The sequence below is a fragment of the Streptomyces lasiicapitis genome, from assembly GCF_014646335.1.
In the GTDB taxonomy this organism is placed as follows: domain Bacteria; phylum Actinomycetota; class Actinomycetes; order Streptomycetales; family Streptomycetaceae; genus Streptomyces; species Streptomyces lasiicapitis.
Window position 1 is genome coordinate 127,729 of record NZ_BMNG01000001.1, and the last position, 19,556, is coordinate 147,284.

Genomic DNA, 19,556 nt, shown 5'->3' on the forward strand with positions numbered 1-19,556 from the left:
GCGATCAGGAGCCGTAGACGAACGGCATGACGATGCCGATGAGGGCGAGCGCCTCACAGAAGGCGAAGCCCAGGATCTGGTTGGCACGGATCAGACCGGCAGCTTCGGGCTGACGGGCGAGAGCCTCGGTGCCCTTACCGAAGACGATGCCAACACCGATGCCGGGGCCGATGGCCGCGAGGCCGTAGCCGATGGAGCCGAGGGCCTTGATGTTGCCTTCGAGGGCGGCGAGCTCGAGAGTCGCGGACATGCCGTTACTTCCTTCTCTTTCATGGACCGGTGGGGGTTGGCCACCGGGCGCTTAGGGGGTTTCGGGGGTGCTCAGTGATGCTCGGCGAGAGCGCCCTGGATGTACGAGCAGGCGAGGAGCACGAAGACGTACGCCTGGACGGCCTGCACGAAGAGTTCGAAGCCGATCATGGCGATCGTCATCACGAAGGAGACGCCGGCCGCCGGGATCAGCCAGCTGTTCAGCAGGTACCAGGAGGCGACGGTGAACATCACCAGCATCAGGTGTCCGGCGAACATGTTGGCGAAGAGTCGCACCGCGTGGGTGAACGGGCGCACCAGCAGGTTCGAGAAGAACTCGATGAACGCGACGAGCCACTTGATCGGGCCGAGCGAGTTGTCGTAGCCGGTGATGTTCTTCCAGCCGCCGACGAAACCGTGGCGCTTGAACGTCAGGGGCACCCAGACGAAGTAGACGATGCCCGCGAGAACGAACGGGTAGGCGATGACCGACGACACCGGGAACTGGGCCAGTGGGACGACCGACCAGATGTTCATGATCCAGATGAAGAAGAACAGCGAGACCATCAAGGGGACGTACTTCTCGCCGTCCTTCTTGCCCATGGTCTCGTAGACGATCCCGCGGCGTACGAAGTCGTAGCCGGCCTCGCCGATCATCTGGACCTTGCCGGGGACCAGCTTCGCCTTGCCGAAAGCGGCGTAGAAGAAGGTCACCACGACCGTGGTCGCGATCAGGGCGAGCAGCATCACCTTGTTGAACTCGAACCCACCGACCGTGAAGATCGGCTTGAAGAGGAACGAGTGCAGGCCCGGAGCCGGGAAGCCACAGCCGTTGTCGGACATGATCCGACAGCTCCAGTCAAAGGCGAGCTCAGTTTGGTCAGCACTCACCGCGGGCTCCTTCGGCGTGACGCATAGGTACGGCAACCTCGTTGTCGTGTCGGCGCGGCGCGCAGCCGCGGGTCGGCACCGGACTGGTGTTTCGGAAGTGTGAGCGGCGCTCAGGCATCGAGCCTCGCGATGGTGCAGGCGTCAGCTCAGATGCCCGCGCCTGCAGTGCCGCAGTTGGCACCGGACGATAGCAGCATCTCGAACGTGCATTTATCCCGGCCCTACCTCTCACGTCGAGGACCCCGACTTCTCCGCCTTCTCACTCTTCTCGGAGGAGTGGGCGGAGGAAGGTTCGGGTTCCGGATCGACGTAGAAGATCTTGGCCTTCATGTGCGCGCGAGCCTGCGACGCCATCCACACGACCGTCGAGACGGCGAGCGCGAGCGCGAATACCTTCGGGTTGAACAAGGTGGTGTCCTTGAACAGACCCATGAAGATGAGCAGCAGCAGCAATTGGGCGACGTAGAGCATCATGCCCATCGCCTGGAACAACTGCGGAAGCGATTTTGCCGTCCGCTGGAGGACGTACACACCGAGTCCCATGAAGGCGACGACCACCGCGGTGCCGATGACAGCGCCGAGCGCTCCCTTGCCGCCCGAGACCACGCCGCTGACAACGGCGATGATCGCGCCGACGGCAGCCGTGGGCACGGCGCACTGCAGGAGATTCCGGGTGTCTTGGGACGGCATGGCGGCAGCTCCGCTTACTGATGGGGGCAGGGTGTCGTCATGGACGAGCGTAGACCCGGGCCGAGTGGGGTCCTCGGGCCAAGAGACCGTCGCACTACGGTCCTTCGGCTCTGTTGCCGGGTTTCGTGAACGGTATCACAAACTATTTGATGAGGTCTTTACCTGCCGAGTGTGCTCGCCGTCACACATGAGAAGTAACCCGCGCGTCTGTGCGCGCACGCGGGCAACTTGTCTGGTAATGGAGCGGTTTGACACCCGCGTCACCCTCCACCACCGACCTCGTCAACGCGACGAGCCCGCCTTGCGCCGGTCCAGGAAGCGCGGGCGAGTGCCCAGCGCTGTCGCGCCGTTGACACCGACGCCCACGGGCCGGCGGGCCTGCCCGTCGTCGTCGACGGCAGCGTCCTCACCGGCCCCGGAGGTCCCGGCGTGGGACTCCCCCGCTTCGTACGCGGCCCCGGTGGCCGTCGCCTCCCCCGCGAGCCCCGACCGCCTGCCGCGCCGGTAGCGCGGCGGCACGAAGCCCTCCGCCCAGCCGGGCGTACGCGGGGTGAACCGCGGCAGCAGGAGCAGTCCGAGGCCGACCGCGCTGAGGGCGACGATCAGGAGCAGGATCCACATGTTCGTGGAGTGCACCGAGTACGCGACCGTGCCGAAGGCGATGAGGGCCGACCAGAAGTACATGATCAGGACTGCGCGGCTGTGCGAGTGACCGACTTCCAGGAGCCGGTGGTGCAGATGCCCGCGGTCGGCGGCGAACGGCGACTGGCCCTTCCAGGTGCGGCGCACGATGGCGAGCACCAGGTCCGCGAACGGGATCGCGATGATCGTCAGCGGCATGAGCAGCGGGATGAAGACGGGGAGCATCGCGTGCGTGGCATCGCGCGTGCCGCCGAGGTTCAGCTTCATCGCGTCCGGGTCGACCTGGCCGGTGATGGAGATGGCGCCCGCGGCGAGCACGAGCCCGATCAGCATCGATCCCGAGTCGCCCATGAAGATCCTGGCCGGATGCATGTTGTGTGGCAGGAAGCCCAGGCACATGCCCATCAGGATGGCCGCGAAGAGCGTGGCGGGGGCGGCGGCCTCGATGCCGTACCCGTACCAGATCCGGTAGGCGTACATGAAGAACGCCGCGGCGGCGATGCACACCATGCCCGCGGCCAGGCCGTCGAGGCCGTCGACGAAGTTCACGGCGTTGATGGTGATGACCACGAGGGCGACCGTGAGGAGCGTGCCCTGCCACTGGGTCAGGGACACCGTCCCCGCGCCCGGGATGGGCAGCCACAGGATCGTCAGACCCTGCATGACCATGACGCCCGCGGCGATCATCTGGCCGCCGAGCTTGATCAGCGCGTCGATCTCGAACTTGTCGTCGAGGACGCCGATGAGCCAGATCAGCGCGGCGCCGGAGAGCAGCGCGCGCGGCTCGTTCGACTTCGTGAAGACCTCGCTGAGGTTCGGCAGGTGGTCGGCCACCAGGAGCCCCGCGCACAGCCCGAAGAACATCGCGATACCGCCGAGCCGGGGCGTCGGCTCCCGGTGCACGTCGCGCGCGCGGATCTCCGGCATGGCGCCGGCCACGATCGCGAACTTCCGCACCGGGCCGGTCAGCAGATACGTCACCGCGGCCGTGATGCAGAGCGTCAGCAGATATTCACGCACGGGCTTCCCCACAGGTATCGCTGGCCATCTCAGCACCACACCCTAGCTTCGCGCGCATAAGGTTGGGGACGCATGGGTAGCGAGGATCGTTGCACAACTGCGCGGACGCGGCTCCGCGAGCGGCTATCCGGCGGCCGGATAGGGCGGAAACCGGCCAGCGAGCTCCCGCACCTGGTCCCTGACTTTGTCCTCCTCACGGACGGCCCCCGCGAACAGCGCGGCGATGCGCGCCATTTCACCCTCGCCCATGCCCTGCGTGGTGACGGCCGCCGTGCCGAGCCTCAGCCCGCGGCCGTCGCCGTGCGGCAGCGCGCAGGTGTCGAGGACCAGACCGGCCGCCGCGAGGCGGCCGCGGGCCACCTGCGCCTCGACGCCGTGCGGGGCGGGGTCGGCGAGGACGAGGTGGGTGTCCGTGCCGCCGGTGCTCACGGCGAAGCCCTCGGCGGCGAGCGCGGCCGCCAACACCCTTGCGTTCGCGACGACTTGATGGGCGTACGCGGTGAAGGCCGGCGTCGCCGCCTCGCCGAACGCCACCGCCTTGGCGGCGATCGTGTGCATCTGGGCGCCGCCCTGGGTGAACGGGAACACCGCCCGGTCGACCCGTTCCGCAAGGTCGCCCCGGCACAGGATCATGCCGCCCCGCGGGCCGCGCAGGACCTTGTGCGTGGTGGCGCACACCACGTCCGCGTACGGCACCGGGCTGGGGGCCGCGCCGCCCGCGACCAGGCCGATGGGGTGCGCGGCGTCCGCGATCAGACAAGCCCCCACGTCGTCCGCCACGGCGCGGAACGCCGCGTAGTCGATGTGCCGGGGGTACGCGATCGAGCCACAGACGATCGCCTTCGGGCGGTGGGTGCGGGCCAGGGCGCGGACCTGGTCGTAGTCGATCAGGCCGCTCTCCGGGTCGAGGCCATAGCCCACGAAGTCGAACCAGCGGCCGGAGAAGTTCGCCGGGGAGCCGTGCGTGAGGTGGCCGCCGTGGGGCAGGCCCATCGCCAGGACCGTGTCTCCTGGGCGCAGCAGGGCCGCGTACGCCGCAAGGACCGCCGACGATCCCGAATGCGACTGCACGTTCGCGTGCTCGGCGCCGAAGAGGGCCTTCGCCCGGTCCGTCGCGATGCGTTCCGCCACGTCCACGAACTCGCAGCCGCCGTGGTGGCGGGCGCCCGGGTAGCCCTCGGCGTACTTGTTCGCCAGCGGGGAGCCCAGGGCCGTCAGGACGGCCCTGGACGTGAAGTTCTCCGCGGCGATCAGCTGCAGGCTTGTCGACTGGCGGTCGAGCTCTCCGAGGAGTACGTCGGTGAGCTCCGGGTCCTGCCGGCGCAGCGCGGCGTACGCCGCCGGGGCGGCGACGGTTCCCGCGTCGGCCGTCGTCATCTTTCCAATGTAGGCCGTGGTCCCCAACCCCGCCCCTTCCCGAAACTGGGGCTCCGCCCCAGACCCCGCTCCTCAAACGCCGGAGGGGCTATCTATAGCCCGTCCGGCGTCACCCGCGAAGGCCTACGCCCGCGCCGCCGGTACCCCCGTCAGCGCCGTCACCACCGGCTCCAGGGCCTGCTGGATCTCGCCGCCCACCGAGCGGAAGAAGGGGAGGGGGGCGCCGTAGGGGTCGTAGACCTCGTCGGCCTCGGCGGAGGGGGCGAGGAGCCAGCCGCGCAGGGCCGCGGCGGCGCGGACGAGCGCGCGGGCCCGCTCGACGATGCCGTCGGCACCGTCGGGGTCGGGCAGCGTGGCCGGATCTATGGCCCGCACGAGCCGGGTGAACTCCTTCAGGGTGAAGGTGCGAAGCCCGGCGGAGTGCCCCATGGAGATGACCTGGGCCCGGTGGTCCCGGGTCGCGGTGAGGACGAGGTCGGCGCGGATGACGTGGTCGTCGAGGAGCTCACGGCCGACGAAGCCGGAGGCGTCCGCGCCGAAGTCGGCGAGGACGGTCTCGGCGTTGGTCTCCATGGGCGCGCCTTCGTGCCCCCACGTACCGGCGCTCTCGACGATGAGCCCCCCGGTGAGGGGATCGCCGAGCCGGTCGGCGAGGGCATGCCGGGTCAGCCGCTCGGTGATGGGCGAGCGGCACACGTTGCCGGTGCTGACGTGGAGGATGCGGAAGGAGCCGGGCGTACCCATGGCCCCCAGGGAGCCGAAGCCCACCGAGTGCTCGGTGCGGCCCGCTATGCCACGCCCCGTCTCAGGGGCCCTCAATTGGCCACCTCGAGGTCGGGTACGACCTTGCGCAGCTCGTCCGCGTCGAGCGCGCCGGCGCGCAGCAGGACGGGCACCTTGCCGGTCACGTCGACGATGGAGGAGGGCACGATGCCGGGCGTGGGCCCGCCGTCCAGGTACACGGAGATGGAGTCGCCGAGCATCTCCTGGGCGGCGTCGCAGTCCTCCGGCGCCGGGTGCCCGGTGAGGTTGGCGGAGGACACGGCCATCGGGCCGACGTCGGTGAGCAGCTCGATCGCGACGGGGTGCAGCGGCATGCGGATGGCGACCGTGCCGCGGGTGTCGCCGAGGTCCCACTGGAGCGAGGGCTGCTGCCGGGCGACCAGCGTGAGCGCGCCCGGCCAGAAGGCGTCGACGAGCTCCCACGCGGACTCGGAGAAGTCCGTGACGAGGCCGTGCAGGGTGTTCGGGGAGCCGATGAGCACGGGCGTGGGCATGGTGCGGCCGCGGCCCTTGGCGTCGAGGAGGTCGGCGACCGCCTCGGGGCTGAACGCGTCGGCGCCGATCCCGTACACGGTGTCGGTGGGCAGCACGACCAGTTCGCCACGGCGGACGGCGGACGCGGCCTCGCGCAGACCGGTCGTACGGTCGGTCGCGTCGTTGGTGTCGTATCGCCGTGCCATCTAGCGGGCCTCCTCGTACACGTACGTCCCGTGGACGCACATCACGTGCAGCGTCTTCTGCGTACTCTGCGTATTCTGCGTCGCGGCCGTCGTCACGGCAGCGCCTTGCGGGCGGTCGCGAACCGCGGCCTGTTGTTCAGGTCGGGGTGGTCGGCGGCGTCCGCCCAGCCCCGCTCCTCCGTGAAGATCCACGGCACTTGGCCGCCCTGCGTGTCCGCGTGCTCGACCACGACGACACCGCCCGGCCGCAGCAGCCGGTGCGCGGTGCGCTCGATGCCGCGGATCAGGTCGAGGCCGTCCTCGCCGGAGAACAGGGCGAGTTCGGGATCGTAGTCGCGGGCCTCCGGCGCAACGTACTCCCATTCCGTCAAAGGGATGTACGGGGGGTTGGAGATGACGAGGTCGACCTGGCCGTCGAGTTCGGGGAACGCGTCGCGCGCGTCGCCCTGACGGAGGTCGACGCGCGATCCCTCGACGTTCTTGCGCGTCCACCGCACCGCGTCCGCGGACAGCTCCACGGCGTGCACGCGCGAGCGCGGCACCTCCTGGGCCATGGCGAGGGCGATGGCCCCCGAACCGGTGCACAGGTCCACGATCAGGGGCTCGACGACGTCCATCGCGCGGACCGCGTCTATGGCCCAGCCGACGACCGACTCGGTCTCCGGGCGTGGCACGAAGACGCCGGGGCCGACCTGGAGCTCCAGGTAGCGGAAGAAGGCGCGCCCCGTGATGTGCTGGAGCGGTTCACGCGCCTCGCGGCGCGCGATCGTCTCCCAGTAGCGGGCGTCGAAGTCCGCGTCCTTGACGGAGTGCAGCTCGCCCCGCTTCACGCCGTGCACGAAGGCGGCGAGCTCCTCCGCGTCGTTGCGCGGCGAGGGCACGCCGGCGTCGGCCAGCCGCTGGGTGGCCTGGGCCACTTCCGCGAGCAGCAGGTTCACGCTGGTCCTCCGGGGCGGTTCGTACGAACGGTGGGCTTACGCGGCGGCGAGCTTCGCGGCGGAGTCCGCGTCGACGCAGGCCTGGATGACGGCGTCGAGATCGCCGTCGAGCACCTGGTCCAAGTTGTACGCCTTGAAGCCCACGCGGTGGTCGGAGATGCGGTTTTCCGGGAAGTTGTACGTACGGATCTTCTCGGAGCGGTCGACGGTGCGGACCTGGCTGCGACGGGCGTCCGCCGCTTCCTTCTCCGCCTCCTCCTGAGCCGCGGCGAGAAGCCTGGAGCGCAGGATACGCATCGCCTGCTCCTTGTTCTGCAGCTGGCTCTTCTCGTTCTGGCAGGAAGCGACGACGCCGGTGGGGATGTGCGTGATGCGCACGGCGGAGTCCGTGGTGTTGACGGACTGCCCACCGGGTCCTGAGGAGCGGTAGACGTCGATCCGCAGGTCGTTCGCGTGGATCTCCACGTCGACCTCCTCGGCCTCGGGCGTGACGAGCACACCGGCCGCGGAGGTGTGGATGCGGCCCTGCGACTCGGTCGAGGGCACACGCTGCACGCGGTGCACGCCGCCCTCGTACTTCAGCCGGGCCCAGACGCCCTGGCCGGGCTCGGTGGCGCCCTGGCCGCCCTTGGTCTTCACGGCGACCTGGACGTCCTTGTAGCCGCCCAGCTCGGACTCGGTGGCGTCGATGATCTCGGTCTTCCAGCCGACGCGCTCGGCGTACCGCAGATACATGCGAAGGAGGTCGCCCGCGAACAGCGCCGACTCGTCGCCGCCCGCGCCCGCCTTGACCTCGAGGATGACGTCCTTGTCGTCGCTGGGGTCACGCGGCACGAGCAGCAGGCGCAGCTTCTCGGTGACCACGTCGCGCTGCTCGGCCAGCTCCTTGACCTCGGCGGCGAAGTCCGGGTCGTCGGCGGCGAACTCGCGCGCGGTGTCGATGTCCTCACCGAGCTGCTTCCAGCTGCGGTACGTCGCCACGATCGGGGTCAGCTCGGCGTAGCGCTTGTTGAGCTTGCGCGCGTTGGCCTGATCCGCGTGGACCGACGGGTCGGCGAGCTTCTTCTCCAGATCGGCGTGCTCGCCGATCAGTTCCTCGACCGCCTCGAACATCTTCGGGCTCCTGGTTTCTGCGTGATGCGTGAAGGTGCTGCGGGACCTGCGGGACGGCAAACGCCGGTCCCGGCCGCCCGGTGCGGGGCGGCCGGAGACCGGCGCAGGTGGCTCGCTACTTGTTGGCGGAGCCGGCAGCCTTGCCGAAGCGGGCCTCGAAGCGGGCCACACGGCCACCGGTGTCGAGGATCTTCTGCTTGCCCGTGTAGAACGGGTGGCACTCGGAGCAGACCTCGGCCCGGACGGTGCCGGACGCGATGGTGCTACGGGTGGTGAACGACGCGCCACAGGTGCAGCTGACCTGCGTCTCGACGTACTCGGGGTGGATGTCGCGCTTCAAGGTGTCTCCTAGTTTCGGGAGGGCGCCGGGTCGCAATCGCGGGGTGCGGGTGCGTGAACCGGGGCCGACGTACCAGTCTGCCAGGACTGGTCGCATCTGCCCAAACCGGGGTCGGCCCGGAAGTATTCCCGGACCGACCCCGGAGGGGTATGTCTGCGCGGCCTGCGCGCCCGCAGGGGTCAGTCGCTGGTGACGACCTTGCCCGCGGCGCCCTTGTCGCCCGCGGACTTGTCGGTGGCCGACTTCGGGATGGGCTTGTCCGCCTTGAGGGCGTCCCAGACCTGCTGGTCGGCCTCTTCGAGGGGAATGACGCGGTTGCGGTCCGCCGGGTCGTACTCGACGGGCAGCGTGACCATCTTCATGGCACCGGAGCCGATGCCCTTGAGGCCGTTGGCGAAGCTCGCCAGGTCCTTGACCGAGTCCAGGTCGGAGTCGGTGGTGATGGCGCTGGTCGAGGAGTCCGCGAGGTCGTAGAGCTTCTTCGGGTTGCCGAAGAGGTTGATGTCCTTGACCTGGTTCATCAGGGCCTTGATGAAGGCCTGCTGGAGCTGGATGCGGCCGAGGTCGCTGCCGTCGCCGACGCCGTGCCTCGTGCGGACGAGACCGAGGGCCTGCTCGCCGTTGAGGGTGTGGGAGCCCGCGGGCAGGTCGAGGTGGCTGTCCTTGTCCTTGATCGGCTGCTTGGTGGTGATGTCCACGCCGCCGAGGGTGTCGATGAGCTTCTTGAAGCCCGTGAAGTCGACCTCCACGTAGTGGTCCATGCGGATGCCGGACATCTTCTCGACGGTCTTCACGGCACAGGCCGGGCCGCCCACCTCGTACGCCGTGTTGAACATCTGGCGCTCGCCGCCCGGGTCCACCTTGCCGTCGCCGTCCTTGACCGCGCACTCGGGCCGGGTGATGAGGGTGTCCCTGGGTATGGAGACGACGCTCGCCTTCTTGTGGCCCTTGTAGACGTGCACGATCATCGCCGTGTCGGAGCGGGCCGCGCCCTCGTCCTTGCCGTACTTCCCGTTCTTGCCGGAGCGCGAGTCGGAGCCGAGGACGAGGATGTCCTGGGAGCCGTTGTCGACGTCCAGGGGGCGGTCCGTGCCGAGCGCGGCGTTGATGTCGACGCCCTTGATGTTGCCGTTGAGCTTGAAGTACACGTAGCCGAGGCCGGTGCCTCCGAGGACGACCACGGCCGCGGCGGACCACGCCGTGATGACGAGCGCCTTCTTGCGCTTGCTGCGCGGCTTGCGACGCCGGCCGCGCTTGCCGCGGTGCTTCGGCGTCGCGTCGGCGGGGCTGCTCTCGTCGGTCATGCCGCTCCTCAGTCCTCGTCGGTCGGGTACCCCCTGCGTTCAGGGCCAGGCATTGGCTTTTCGTCAATTGTCAGACGTGGAAACCGAAAGAAGGGTTGCATAGCACCCTGTGTGCGCCCTGGGGTCCGACCGTTACGCAGCGTGCGGTTCGTCTAGTACTTTTGGCCCCCCACCTGCGGTTTCTCACACAGCAGCGCTACCGCCAGTGACCGTAAGAAACTCTTATCCGTGTGGGCAAGGTCTCTCGGCGGGACCCGGCGCCGCATGCGGCCCTCCACGGCATGCGGAAGGGGCCGGTCCCGTCGAATGACGGGACCGGCCCCTTCCGGTCAGCCCGCTCTAGGCGCCCACGCCAGATCAGTCGTTGCCGTTGCCGGGGGCAGGCGTCGTCTTCTGGATCTGGAGCAGGAACTCGGCGTTCGACTTCGTCTGCTTCATCTTGTCCAGGAGGAGCTCGATCGCCTGCTGCTGGTCGAGCGCGTGCAGCACGCGGCGCAGCTTCCAGGTGATGGCGAGCTCGTCGCTGCCGAGCAGGATCTCTTCCTTGCGGGTGCTGGACGCGTCCACGTCCACCGCCGGGAAGATGCGCTTGTCGGAGAGCTTCCGGTCGAGCTTGAGCTCCATGTTGCCGGTGCCCTTGAACTCCTCGAAGATCACCTCGTCCATGCGCGAGCCGGTCTCGACCAGCGCGGTGGCCAGGATGGTCAGCGAGCCGCCGTCCTCGATGTTGCGCGCGGCACCGAAGAAGCGCTTCGGCGGGTAGAGCGCGGTCGAGTCGACACCACCGGACAGGATGCGGCCGGAGGCCGGGGCGGCGAGGTTGTACGCACGGCCCAGACGCGTGATCGAGTCGAGCAGCACGACCACGTCGTGGCCCAGCTCCACCAGGCGCTTGGCACGCTCGATGGCGAGCTCGGCGACCGTGGTGTGGTCCTCGGCCGGACGGTCGAAGGTCGAGGAGATGACCTCGCCCTTCACCGACCGCTGCATGTCGGTGACCTCTTCCGGACGCTCGTCGACCAGGACGACCATCAGGTGGCACTCGGGGCTGTTGACGGTGATCGCGTTGGCGATCGCCTGCAGGATCATGGTCTTGCCGGTCTTCGGCGGGGCCACGATCAGGCCTCGCTGGCCCTTTCCGATCGGCGACACGAGGTCGATGATCCGGGTCGTCAGGATGCCCGGGTCGGTCTCGAGGCGCAGTCGGTCCTGCGGGTAAAGGGGCGTCAGCTTGTTGAACTCCGGTCGCCCGCGCCCGGATTCGGGCGCCATGCCGTTCTGGGAGTCCAGGCGGACCAGCGCGTTGAACTTCTCGCGGCGCTCGCCGTCCTTGGGCTGACGCACCGCGCCGGTGACGTGGTCACCCTTGCGCAGGCCGTTCTTGCGGACCTGGGCCAGCGAGACGTACACGTCGTTCGGGCCGGGGAGGTAGCCCGACGTACGGATGAACGCGTAGTTGTCGAGGATGTCCAGGATGCCCGCGACGGGGATCAGGACGTCGTCGTCGGAGACCTGCGGCTCGCCCGCGAAGTCCTCGCGGCCACGACGGCCACGACGGTCGCGGTAGCGGCCACGACGGCCGCGGCGGCCGCCGCCCTCGTCGTCGAAGTCGTCCTGCGGGCCGTTGTCGCGCTGCTGGTCGCGCTGCTGCCGGTCCTGACGGCCGCCCTGGTCCTTGCGGTCCTGGCGGTCCTGGCGGTCCTGGCGGCCGCCCTGCTGGTCGTCGCCCTTGTTGCCGCGGCGGTCGCGGTCACGGTCGCGGTCGCGCTCCCGGCCGCGGCCCTGGCGGTCGCGGCGGCCCTGACGGCCCTCGCCGTCGCCGGAGTCGCCACGGTCGCCGCGGTCGGCCTTCTCGGTCTCCGTCTTGACGGCACCGGCCTCGGCCTTCGCCTCGCCCTTGGCCTCGGCGGTCACGGTCTCGGGGCTGCCGGCCTCGGCGGTGACGCGACGGCGGCCGCGGGCACCGGAGGACTTGTCGTCGCTCGCGGGCTGGCCGGGGATGTCGATCTGCTGCTGGGCGGCCTTCGGCTGCTCCGCGGGGGCCGCGGCGGCGTCATCGGACTTCGCGGTCTTGGCAGCGGCGGCCTTGTCGGCCGTCTCGCCGGTGCGCGTCCTGGAGGTGGCGCGGCGCTTCGGCTTGGTCTCGGCGTCCCCGGAGGACGCGGCGGCCGGGGCGCTCTTCGCCGAGGCTCCGCCCGCGGCCTGCGCCTCCTTGATGACCTCGATCAGCTGGCTCTTGCGCATCCGCGCGGTGCCCTTGATTCCGAGGCCCGATGCGACCTGCTGCAGTTCGGCCAGCACCATGCCCTCGAGGCCGGTGCCGCGGCGCCGCCGGCCGGCCGAAGCACCGGTGGCAGGCGCCGCAGAGGCGTCCGTGGCGGGCGTGTCGGCAGTCACGCCCATCAGATCGGTGGTGTCGCTCACGAAGGGTCCTTCCCTGGAGCGGACGTCGGCCTGTCTGGCTCGGCGACCGGTTGTGCTGTCCGGCGGTCCTTGGTGTGTGGACCGTGCCGGGGCGGTAGTCCGCCAACGCGGCGGAAGAGTTCACAGATGTGGCGATTCCCTGTGCCAGGCCACTGAGGTGCGGTGGTCACTCGGCAGGGTCACGCCGGTTCCGGAGCGTGCTCGACACTGCTCAGTGCAGGGCACAGAGCGGTTTTGGAGGCTCCCGGAAGGATGGATGTCCCGGACGGGGACACAAAGCACCTCGCCATGGTGGGGTCGGGTGCAGACTTGAGGTTAACACTACCGGATCCAACAAACATTCCCCCTCTCCAAATCCGGACACCGCGTGTGTGCCGCTCCCGCTCAGGGCGCAAGCGGCAGCACGCTCGCTCCGGTGGCGTCGAGCGCAAGGCGATTGGCCGCCCAGCCCTCCCCCGCCAGTCGTGCGACCTTGTCGGCCGCACTGTCTCGGGCCAGCGCGAGGACCGTGGGCCCCGCGCCGGAGATCACCGCGGGCACTCCGTCCGCGCGCAGCCGCTCCACCAGGGCGGCGCTCTCCGGCATCGCCGGGGCGCGGTACTCCTGGTGCAGGCGGTCCTCGGTGGCGGGCAGCAGCAGCTCGGGGCGCCTGGTCAGGGCCTCGACGAGCAGGGCCGCCCGGCCCGCGTTGGCGGCCGCGTCCACGTGCGGGACGGTGCGCGGCAGCAGTCCGCGGGCGGTTTCGGTGAGCACCGGCTTTCCGGGGACGAAAACCACCGGAACGATGGAATCAGCGGGTTCCATCCTGATGGCGCGCGCCGCGGAGCCGTCCATCCAGGACAGCGTGAAGCCGCCGAGCAGGCAGGCCGCGACGTTGTCGGGGTGGCCCTCGATCTCGGTGGCGAGCTCAAGGAGCGCGGCGTCGTCGAGCCTGCTGTCGCCGCCTATGGTCACCGCGCGCGCGGCGACGATGCCGGCGCAGATGGCGGCGGAGGAGGAGCCGAGGCCGCGGCCGTGCGGGATGCGGTTGGCGCAGACGATCTCCAGGCCGCGCGGCTGTCCGCCGAGCAGGTCGAAGGCGGTCCGCAGGGAGCGGACGAGGAGATGCGACTCGTCGCGCGGCAGGGTCTCGCTGCCCTCGCCGGCGATGTCGATGTGCAGCCCGGAGTCGGCGACGCGGACCACCACGTCGTCGTAGAGCCCCAGCGACAGGCCCAGGGCGTCGAAGCCCGGGCCGAGGTTTGCGCTGGTGGCGGGTACGCGCACCCTGACGGCGGCGGCGCGGAACGCGGGACCGGCCATCGCTCGATGACTCTCCTTGAGCTGCGATCTGTGGAGGACTTGCCGCCCCGACCAGCACTCGGCCGACGAGAAACGGCAGCACCCGGGAGCCGCCTCTGCGGACGGCACCGTGGCATATGCGGCGGCATATGCGGGGTGGGTTGGCTACAGCCTATCGAAGGAAGGTTCTGCGGCGACATAGGGCGCACAGGAGGCGCACGATGCGTGTCGCGAGCCCCCTGTGCACCCCCTGTGGGGAGTTGGGACGTTTGGGCGTTACGCCAGGCCGAGGCGCTCGGCCGCGGCGGCCGCGTCGACCGGGACCGTGACCGGCTGCGGGGCGCCCGCGACGGCCCAGTCCGGGTCCTTGAGGCCGTTGCCCGTGACCGTGCAGACGATGCGCTGGCCCCTGTCGACCTTGCCCTGTTCGGCGGCCTTCAGCAGACCGGCCACGGACGCGGCGGACGCGGGCTCGACGAAGACACCCTCCTGGGACGCCAACAGCTTGTAGGCGCGCAGGATCTCACGGTCCGTCACCTCGTCGATGAAGCCGCCCGACTCGTCGCGCGCGGCGAGCGCGTGCTGCCACGACGCGGGGTTGCCGATGCGAATCGCGGTGGCGATCGTCGAGGGGTCCTTGACGACCTCGCCGCGCACGATGGGCGCCGAACCGGAGGCCTGGAAGCCCCACATGCGCGGGGTGCGCGTCGACACCGAGTCGGCCGCGTACTCCTTGTAGCCCTTCCAGTAGGCCGTGATGTTGCCCGCGTTGCCGACCGGCAGGACGTGGATGTCGGGCGCGTCGCCGAGGGCGTCGACGATCTCGAAGGAGGCCGTCTTCTGGCCCTCGATGCGGAACGGGTTGACCGAATTGACCAGCGCCACCGGGTAGTTCTCGGAGAGCCCGCGCGCGAGGTTCAGGCAGTCGTCGAAGTTCCCGTCGACCTGGAGGATCTTCGAGCCGTAGACGAGCGCCTGGCCCATCTTGCCGAGGGCGATCTTGCCCTGGGGCACGAGGACCGCGCAGACCATTCCCGCGCGTACGGCGTAGGCGGCGGCCGAGGCCGACGTGTTGCCGGTGGAGGCGCAGATGACTGCCTTCGCGCCCTCCTCCTTGGCCTTGGTGATCGCCATGGTCATGCCGCGGTCCTTGAAGGACCCCGTCGGGTTGGCGCCCTCGACCTTGAGGTGGACCTCGCAGCCGGTGCGCTCGGAGAGCACCTGCGCGGGCACGAGCGGCGTGCCGCCCTCGCGGAGCGTCACGACCGGCGTGGTGTCGGAGACCGGGAGACGGTCCCGGTACTCCTCGATGATTCCGCGCCACTGGTGGGTCATTGCTGCTTACTCCCCTTCAACCCGCATGATGCTGGCGACACCACGCACGGTGTCGAGATTGCGCAGCGCCTCGACGGTGCCGCTGAGGGCGGCGTCGGGCGCGCGGTGGGTGACGACGACGAGGGACGCCTCGCCGTCCTTGACCGTCTGACGGACCGTGTCGATCGATACGCCGTGCTCGGCGAAGACCGTCGCGACCTGGGCGAGAACACCCGGCTTGTCGGCCACGTCGAGGCTGATGTGGTACCGCGTGACGACCTCGCCCATGGGGCTCACGGGCAGCTGGGTGTACGCGGAGTCGCCGGGTCCGGTGGCCTCGCCGAGCTTGTTGCGGCAGACCGCGACGAGGTCGCCGAGGACGGCGGACGCGGTGGGCGCGCCGCCCGCGCCGGGGCCGTAGAACATCAGCTGTCCTGCGGCCTCGGCCTCCACGAAGACGGCGTTGTACGCCTCGCGGACCGATGCCAGCGGGTGGCTGAGCGGAATCATCGCGGGGTGCACGCGGGCGGTGACGGACCCGCCGTCGGCGGCCCGCTCGCAGATGGCGAGCAGCTTGATGGTGCAGCCCATGCGCTTCGCGGACGCGAAGTCGGCGCCGGTGACCTCGGTCATGCCCTCGCGGTAGACGTCGTCGAGGCGCACCCGGGTGTGGAAGGCGATGCCGGCGAGGATCGCGGCCTTGGCGGCGGCGTCGAAGCCCTCGACGTCGGCGGTCGGGTCGGCCTCCGCGTACCCGAGGGCGGTGGCCTCGTCGAGTGCCTCCTGGTAGCCGGCGCCCGTGGAGTCCATCTTGTCGAGGATGAAGTTCGTGGTGCCGTTCACGATGCCGAGCACGCGGTTGACCTTGTCGCCTGCCAGCGACTCGCGCAGCGGCCTGATCAGCGGAATCGCTCCGGCGACCGCCGCCTCGTAGTAGAGGTCGCGGCCGTGCTGCTCGGCCGCGGCGTGCAGGGCGGCGCCGTCCTGGGCGATCAGCGCCTTGTTCGCGGAGACCACGGACGCGCCGTGCTCGAAGGCGGTGGTGATGAGGGTGCGGGCGGGCTCGATGCCGCCGATGACCTCGACGACGACGTCGATGTCGCCGCGTTTCACGAGCGCGGTGGCGTCCGTCGTCACGAGCGCCGGGTCGATGCCCTCGCGCACCTTGGAGGGGCGGCGGACGGCGACCCCGGCGAGCTCCACCGGGGCGCCGATCCTCGCTGTGAGGTCGTCGGCGTGCGTCGTCATGATGCGCGCCACCTCTGAGCCGACAACCCCACAGCCCAGCAGCGCCACCTTCAGCGGACGCGTACGCATCATCCGACCTCGTTTCCTTCTCCAACTGCGGTGGGACCAGTCTCACCCACCGGTACGGTGTTTCTGACCAAAGTCCGGATCGTGAGACATGTATTTCACGAGCCGGTGTTGCAGTGGGCCTGTCAGCCCACGTCCAGACGGAGCAGGTCCTCCTCCGTCTCGCGTCGCACGATGACGCGGCCCGCGCCGTCGTTGACCGCGACGACCGGCGGCCGCAGCGCGTGGTTGTAGTTGCTCGCCATGGAGCGGCAGTACGCGCCGGTCGCGGGCACGGCGATCAGGTCGCCGGGCGCGAGGTCGGCGGGCAGGAAGGCGTCACGCACGACGATGTCGCCGCTCTCACAGTGCTTGCCGACCACGCGGACGAGCATCGGCTCCGCGTCGGACGACCGGGACACGAGGGCGACGCTGTACTCGGCGTCGTACAGCGCCGTGCGGATGTTGTCCGACATGCCGCCGTCCACGGAGACGTACGTACGCAGCCCCTCCAGGGGCTTGATGGTGCCGACCTCGTACAGCGTGAAGGCGGTCGGACCGACGATGGCGCGGCCCGGCTCGACGGAGATGCGGGGCGTGCGGAGCTTGGAGGCCGCGCACTCGCGGGTGACGATCTCGCGCAGCGACTTGGCGATGTCGTGCGGCTCGGCGGGGTCGTCGTCCGAGGTGTACGCGATGCCGAGGCCGCCGCCGAGGTCGATCTCGGGCAGCTCGACGCCGTGCTCGTCACGGATCTCGGCGAGCAGCGACACCACGCGCCGGGCCGCCACCTCGAACCCGGCGGTGTCGAAGATCTGCGAGCCGATGTGGCTGTGGATGCCGACGAGCTCCAGGCCGTCGAGCTTCAGCGCGCGCCGCACGGCCTCGGCGGCCTCTCCCCCGGCGAGCCCGATGCCGAACTTCTGGTCCTCGTGGGCGGTGGCGATGAACTCGTGGGTGTGCGCCTCGACGCCGACGGTCACGCGGATCTGTACGCGCTGGCGCTTGCCGAGCCGGTCGGCGATGTGGGCGACGCGCACGATCTCCTGGAAGGAGTCGAGCACGATGTGGCCGACGCCCGCGGCGACGGCGCGCTCGATCTCCTCGGGCGTCTTGTTGTTGCCGTGCAAGGCGATGCGCTCGGCGGGCATGCCGGCGTCCAGCGCGGTGGTCAGCTCGCCGGCGGAGCACACGTCGAGGTTGAGCCCCTCCTCGTGCAGCCACCGCACGACGGCGCGCGACAGGAACGCCTTGCCCGCGTAGAACACGTCGGCGTCCGTCCCGAAGGCGTCGCGCCAGGCCTGGCAGCGGGCGCGGAAGTCGGCCTCGTCGAGGAAGTACGCGGGCGTGCCGAACTCCTCGGCGAGCCGGGTCACCTCGATGCCGCCGACGGTGACCGTGCCGTCGGCGGTGCGGGTGACGGTCTGCGACCAGACCTTGGGGTCGAGCGCGTTGAGGTCGGTGGGCGGCGCGGAGTAGTGACCCTCGGGAAGGACGTCTCCGTGGCGGGGGCCTGCGGGGTGGGCGGAACGGCTCATGGCTCTTCTGACTCTTCTCGTCTCACAAGTATTCGGGCGCGCTGATGCCGAGCAGGGACAGGCCACCGGCCAGCACCGTCCCGGCGGCTTCGGCGAGCGCCAGCCGGGCGCGGTGGGCGGCCGAGGGTTTCTCGTCGCCGAGCGGGAGCACGGTGTGCGCCTGCGCGAGGAAGGCGTCGGCGGTCCGGACGAGGTGCCTGGTCAGGCGGTCCGGGGCGGTTCCGCGGGCGGCGGCGGCCAGGACGGTGGGGTAGTCGCCCAGGGCGGCCAGGAGGCTGTGCGCGGACGCGTCGGCCTCGCCGGGGGCCGTGGTGAAGCCTAGGTCGGCCGCGTTGCGGCCGAGCGCCCGGGTCCTGGCGTGTGCGTACCGGACCCGGAACAGGGGGTTCGACTCTCGCTGGGCCAGGTGGTGGTCGTCGTCGGTGCGGGGGCGGTCGTGCGGCGCCGGGTGCAGCAGGGCCCAGCGGGCGGCGTCGCGGCCGAGGCGGAGGGGGTCGGGGCTGCGGGGGGCCGGGACGGGGCGGAGGGTGGTCAGCGGGCTGGGCGGCTGCCCGTGCCCGTCGATACGTACGCCCATGACCTCCACCCACTCCGCATCCGGCGCCTCGTCGCTGGTCACGCGGACAAGGACGCCCTGGGAGCGCAGGATGCGGCGCGTGGCGTCGGCGACGACGACGGCGCGCAGCTCGTGCGGGGTGTGGAGCTGGGCGAGGGCGCCGGTGTCCGGGGTGATGTGGCCGTAGCGCCCGCCCTGCTCCAGGATCTTCCGTACGAGGCGGGGGGCGCTGTCGTCGTCCAGCGTGATGTTGAGGAAGCCGGGCCCGGTGACGTCGGCGCGGGCGATGCCGGGTTCGGCGGCGAGGCGGGCGGAGAGGGTCTCGGCGACGCGGCGCGGGGGCGCGGAGGCCTCGCGGGCGATGCGCAGGGCGAGGTTCGTGGCGTAGTCACCGGTGCCGCCGGGGCCGGGGCGCTCGATGTGGGCACGCTCCGGGACGGCGGCGGTGAGCTCTCCTGCGTCGACCGCGCGCCGCATGGCACGCAGGACGGTACGGGAGAGCTCTTCGGGGGTCACGGGTCAAGGGTATGGGAGGTGGGGGGTGGGGTGCTCGGGGGTTTCCGGCGGAGTCGGGCGGGAGCGCCTCGGGCGGTTTGGCGAGCGCCGCGTGGTGGGGCCGACTACGGGCAGCCCGGGACCGTGGACGGGTCCGGGGTGCGGTCCAGGGTGCCGGGGCCGCCCCGGTCGACCAACTGGCGCACGATGCCGAGGAGTTCCGCGGGCTCGAACGGCTTCGCCAGGAACGCGTCGACGCCGACCTCGATGCCCGCCTCCACCTCGTACTGCGTACAGGCGCTGACGACCACGAGCGGGAGGCTCCGCGTACGCGGATCGGCGCGGAGCCGGGCGGCGGTCCGCAGACCGTCGAGCCGCGGCATGACCACATCCAGCGTCACGACATCGGGCCGCACCTGATGGACGACATCCAGACACTCGGCACCATCGGCCGCGGTCACGACCTCGAAGCCCTCCAGCTCGAGATTGACCCTGATCAGTTGCCGGATGACCTTGTTGTCATCGACAACAAGCACACGGCCGGACACGCCTGGCACAACTCGAGAGTAGGTCGGCATCCGGCATCGCGTCCGGGTTTTGCCTACTTCTGCCACTTGCGGGGGAGGTG

18 protein-coding genes are annotated in these 19,556 nt (G+C 70.3%); all 18 read right to left on the bottom strand.

What is annotated here, in order from left to right; translation table 11 throughout:
- Nucleotides 1-4: 4 nt before the first annotated feature.
- Nucleotides 5-250 carry an ATP synthase F0 subunit C gene (atpE, locus tag IEY91_RS00565; RefSeq protein ID WP_030361206.1) on the bottom strand — a complete coding sequence of 82 codons (246 nt, stop codon included), beginning with the start codon at nt 248-250 and terminating at the stop codon, nt 5-7.
- A gap of 71 nt (nt 251-321) precedes the next feature.
- Nucleotides 322-1,140: a F0F1 ATP synthase subunit A gene (gene atpB, locus IEY91_RS00570; RefSeq protein ID WP_491584271.1), complete on the bottom strand. Its 819-nt coding sequence runs from the start codon at nt 1,138-1,140 to the stop codon at nt 322-324.
- Nucleotides 1,141-1,368: 228 nt separating this feature from the next.
- Complete coding sequence (locus IEY91_RS00575) at nt 1,369-1,830, bottom strand: Cg1360 family ATP-synthase-associated protein (protein WP_164320650.1); 462 nt, start codon at nt 1,828-1,830, stop codon at nt 1,369-1,371.
- A 282-nt stretch (nt 1,831-2,112) separates the two neighbouring features.
- The gene (locus IEY91_RS00580; RefSeq protein WP_189172427.1) at nt 2,113-3,492 is read right to left on the bottom strand and encodes an MraY family glycosyltransferase; all 1,380 of its coding nucleotides are present in this window, start codon (nt 3,490-3,492) and stop codon (nt 2,113-2,115) included.
- Nucleotides 3,493-3,615: 123 nt separating this feature from the next.
- Nucleotides 3,616-4,869 carry a serine hydroxymethyltransferase gene (gene glyA / locus IEY91_RS00585; RefSeq protein WP_164320654.1) on the bottom strand — a complete coding sequence of 418 codons (1,254 nt, stop codon included), beginning with the start codon at nt 4,867-4,869 and terminating at the stop codon, nt 3,616-3,618.
- Between the two features lie 123 nt (nt 4,870-4,992).
- Complete coding sequence (locus IEY91_RS00590) at nt 4,993-5,688, bottom strand: arsenate reductase/protein-tyrosine-phosphatase family protein (protein ID WP_164320656.1); 696 nt, start codon at nt 5,686-5,688, stop codon at nt 4,993-4,995.
- A complete protein-coding gene (locus IEY91_RS00595) occupies nt 5,685-6,332 on the bottom strand; it encodes an L-threonylcarbamoyladenylate synthase (RefSeq protein ID WP_164320658.1) in 648 nt (215 codons plus the stop codon). The genes IEY91_RS00590 and IEY91_RS00595 overlap by 4 nt, the downstream gene beginning before the upstream one ends.
- A 92-nt stretch (nt 6,333-6,424) precedes the next feature.
- On the bottom strand, nt 6,425-7,270 hold the full coding sequence (prmC, locus tag IEY91_RS00600; protein WP_164320660.1) for a peptide chain release factor N(5)-glutamine methyltransferase: 846 nt from the start codon (nt 7,268-7,270) through the stop codon (nt 6,425-6,427).
- A 36-nt stretch (nt 7,271-7,306) separates the two neighbouring features.
- Nucleotides 7,307-8,383, bottom strand: a complete 1,077-nt coding sequence (prfA, locus tag IEY91_RS00605; protein ID WP_164320662.1) for a peptide chain release factor 1 — start codon at nt 8,381-8,383, stop codon at nt 7,307-7,309.
- A gap of 115 nt (nt 8,384-8,498) precedes the next feature.
- Entirely contained in the window at nt 8,499-8,723 is a 225-nt protein-coding gene (gene rpmE, locus IEY91_RS00610) for a 50S ribosomal protein L31 (protein ID WP_164320664.1), read from the bottom strand.
- Between the two features lie 179 nt (nt 8,724-8,902).
- Complete coding sequence (locus tag IEY91_RS00615) at nt 8,903-10,027, bottom strand: LCP family protein (protein WP_189172428.1); 1,125 nt, start codon at nt 10,025-10,027, stop codon at nt 8,903-8,905.
- 357 nt (nt 10,028-10,384) lie between these two features.
- Nucleotides 10,385-12,451, bottom strand: a complete 2,067-nt coding sequence (rho, locus tag IEY91_RS00620; protein ID WP_189172429.1) for a transcription termination factor Rho — start codon at nt 12,449-12,451, stop codon at nt 10,385-10,387.
- A gap of 384 nt (nt 12,452-12,835) precedes the next feature.
- Nucleotides 12,836-13,753, bottom strand: coding sequence for a homoserine kinase (gene thrB / locus IEY91_RS00625; RefSeq protein WP_164320670.1), 918 nt, complete (start codon nt 13,751-13,753; stop codon nt 12,836-12,838).
- A gap of 255 nt (nt 13,754-14,008) precedes the next feature.
- Entirely contained in the window at nt 14,009-15,067 is a 1,059-nt protein-coding gene (gene thrC / locus IEY91_RS00630) for a threonine synthase (RefSeq protein ID WP_189172430.1), read from the bottom strand.
- A gap of 6 nt (nt 15,068-15,073) precedes the next feature.
- Nucleotides 15,074-16,363 carry a homoserine dehydrogenase gene (locus IEY91_RS00635; RefSeq protein ID WP_164328184.1) on the bottom strand — a complete coding sequence of 430 codons (1,290 nt, stop codon included), beginning with the start codon at nt 16,361-16,363 and terminating at the stop codon, nt 15,074-15,076.
- Nucleotides 16,364-16,485: 122 nt separating this feature from the next.
- The gene (gene lysA, locus IEY91_RS00640) at nt 16,486-17,877 is read right to left on the bottom strand and encodes a diaminopimelate decarboxylase (RefSeq protein ID WP_164320675.1); all 1,392 of its coding nucleotides are present in this window, start codon (nt 17,875-17,877) and stop codon (nt 16,486-16,488) included.
- A 22-nt stretch (nt 17,878-17,899) separates the two neighbouring features.
- Entirely contained in the window at nt 17,900-18,949 is a 1,050-nt protein-coding gene (gene nrtL / locus IEY91_RS00645) for an ArgS-related anticodon-binding protein NrtL (protein ID WP_189172431.1), read from the bottom strand.
- Nucleotides 18,950-19,053: 104 nt separating this feature from the next.
- Nucleotides 19,054-19,506 (bottom strand): response regulator, encoded by a 453-nt coding sequence (locus tag IEY91_RS00650; protein WP_164320679.1) that lies wholly within the window; start codon nt 19,504-19,506, stop codon nt 19,054-19,056.
- Nucleotides 19,507-19,556: the final 50 nt, after the last annotated feature.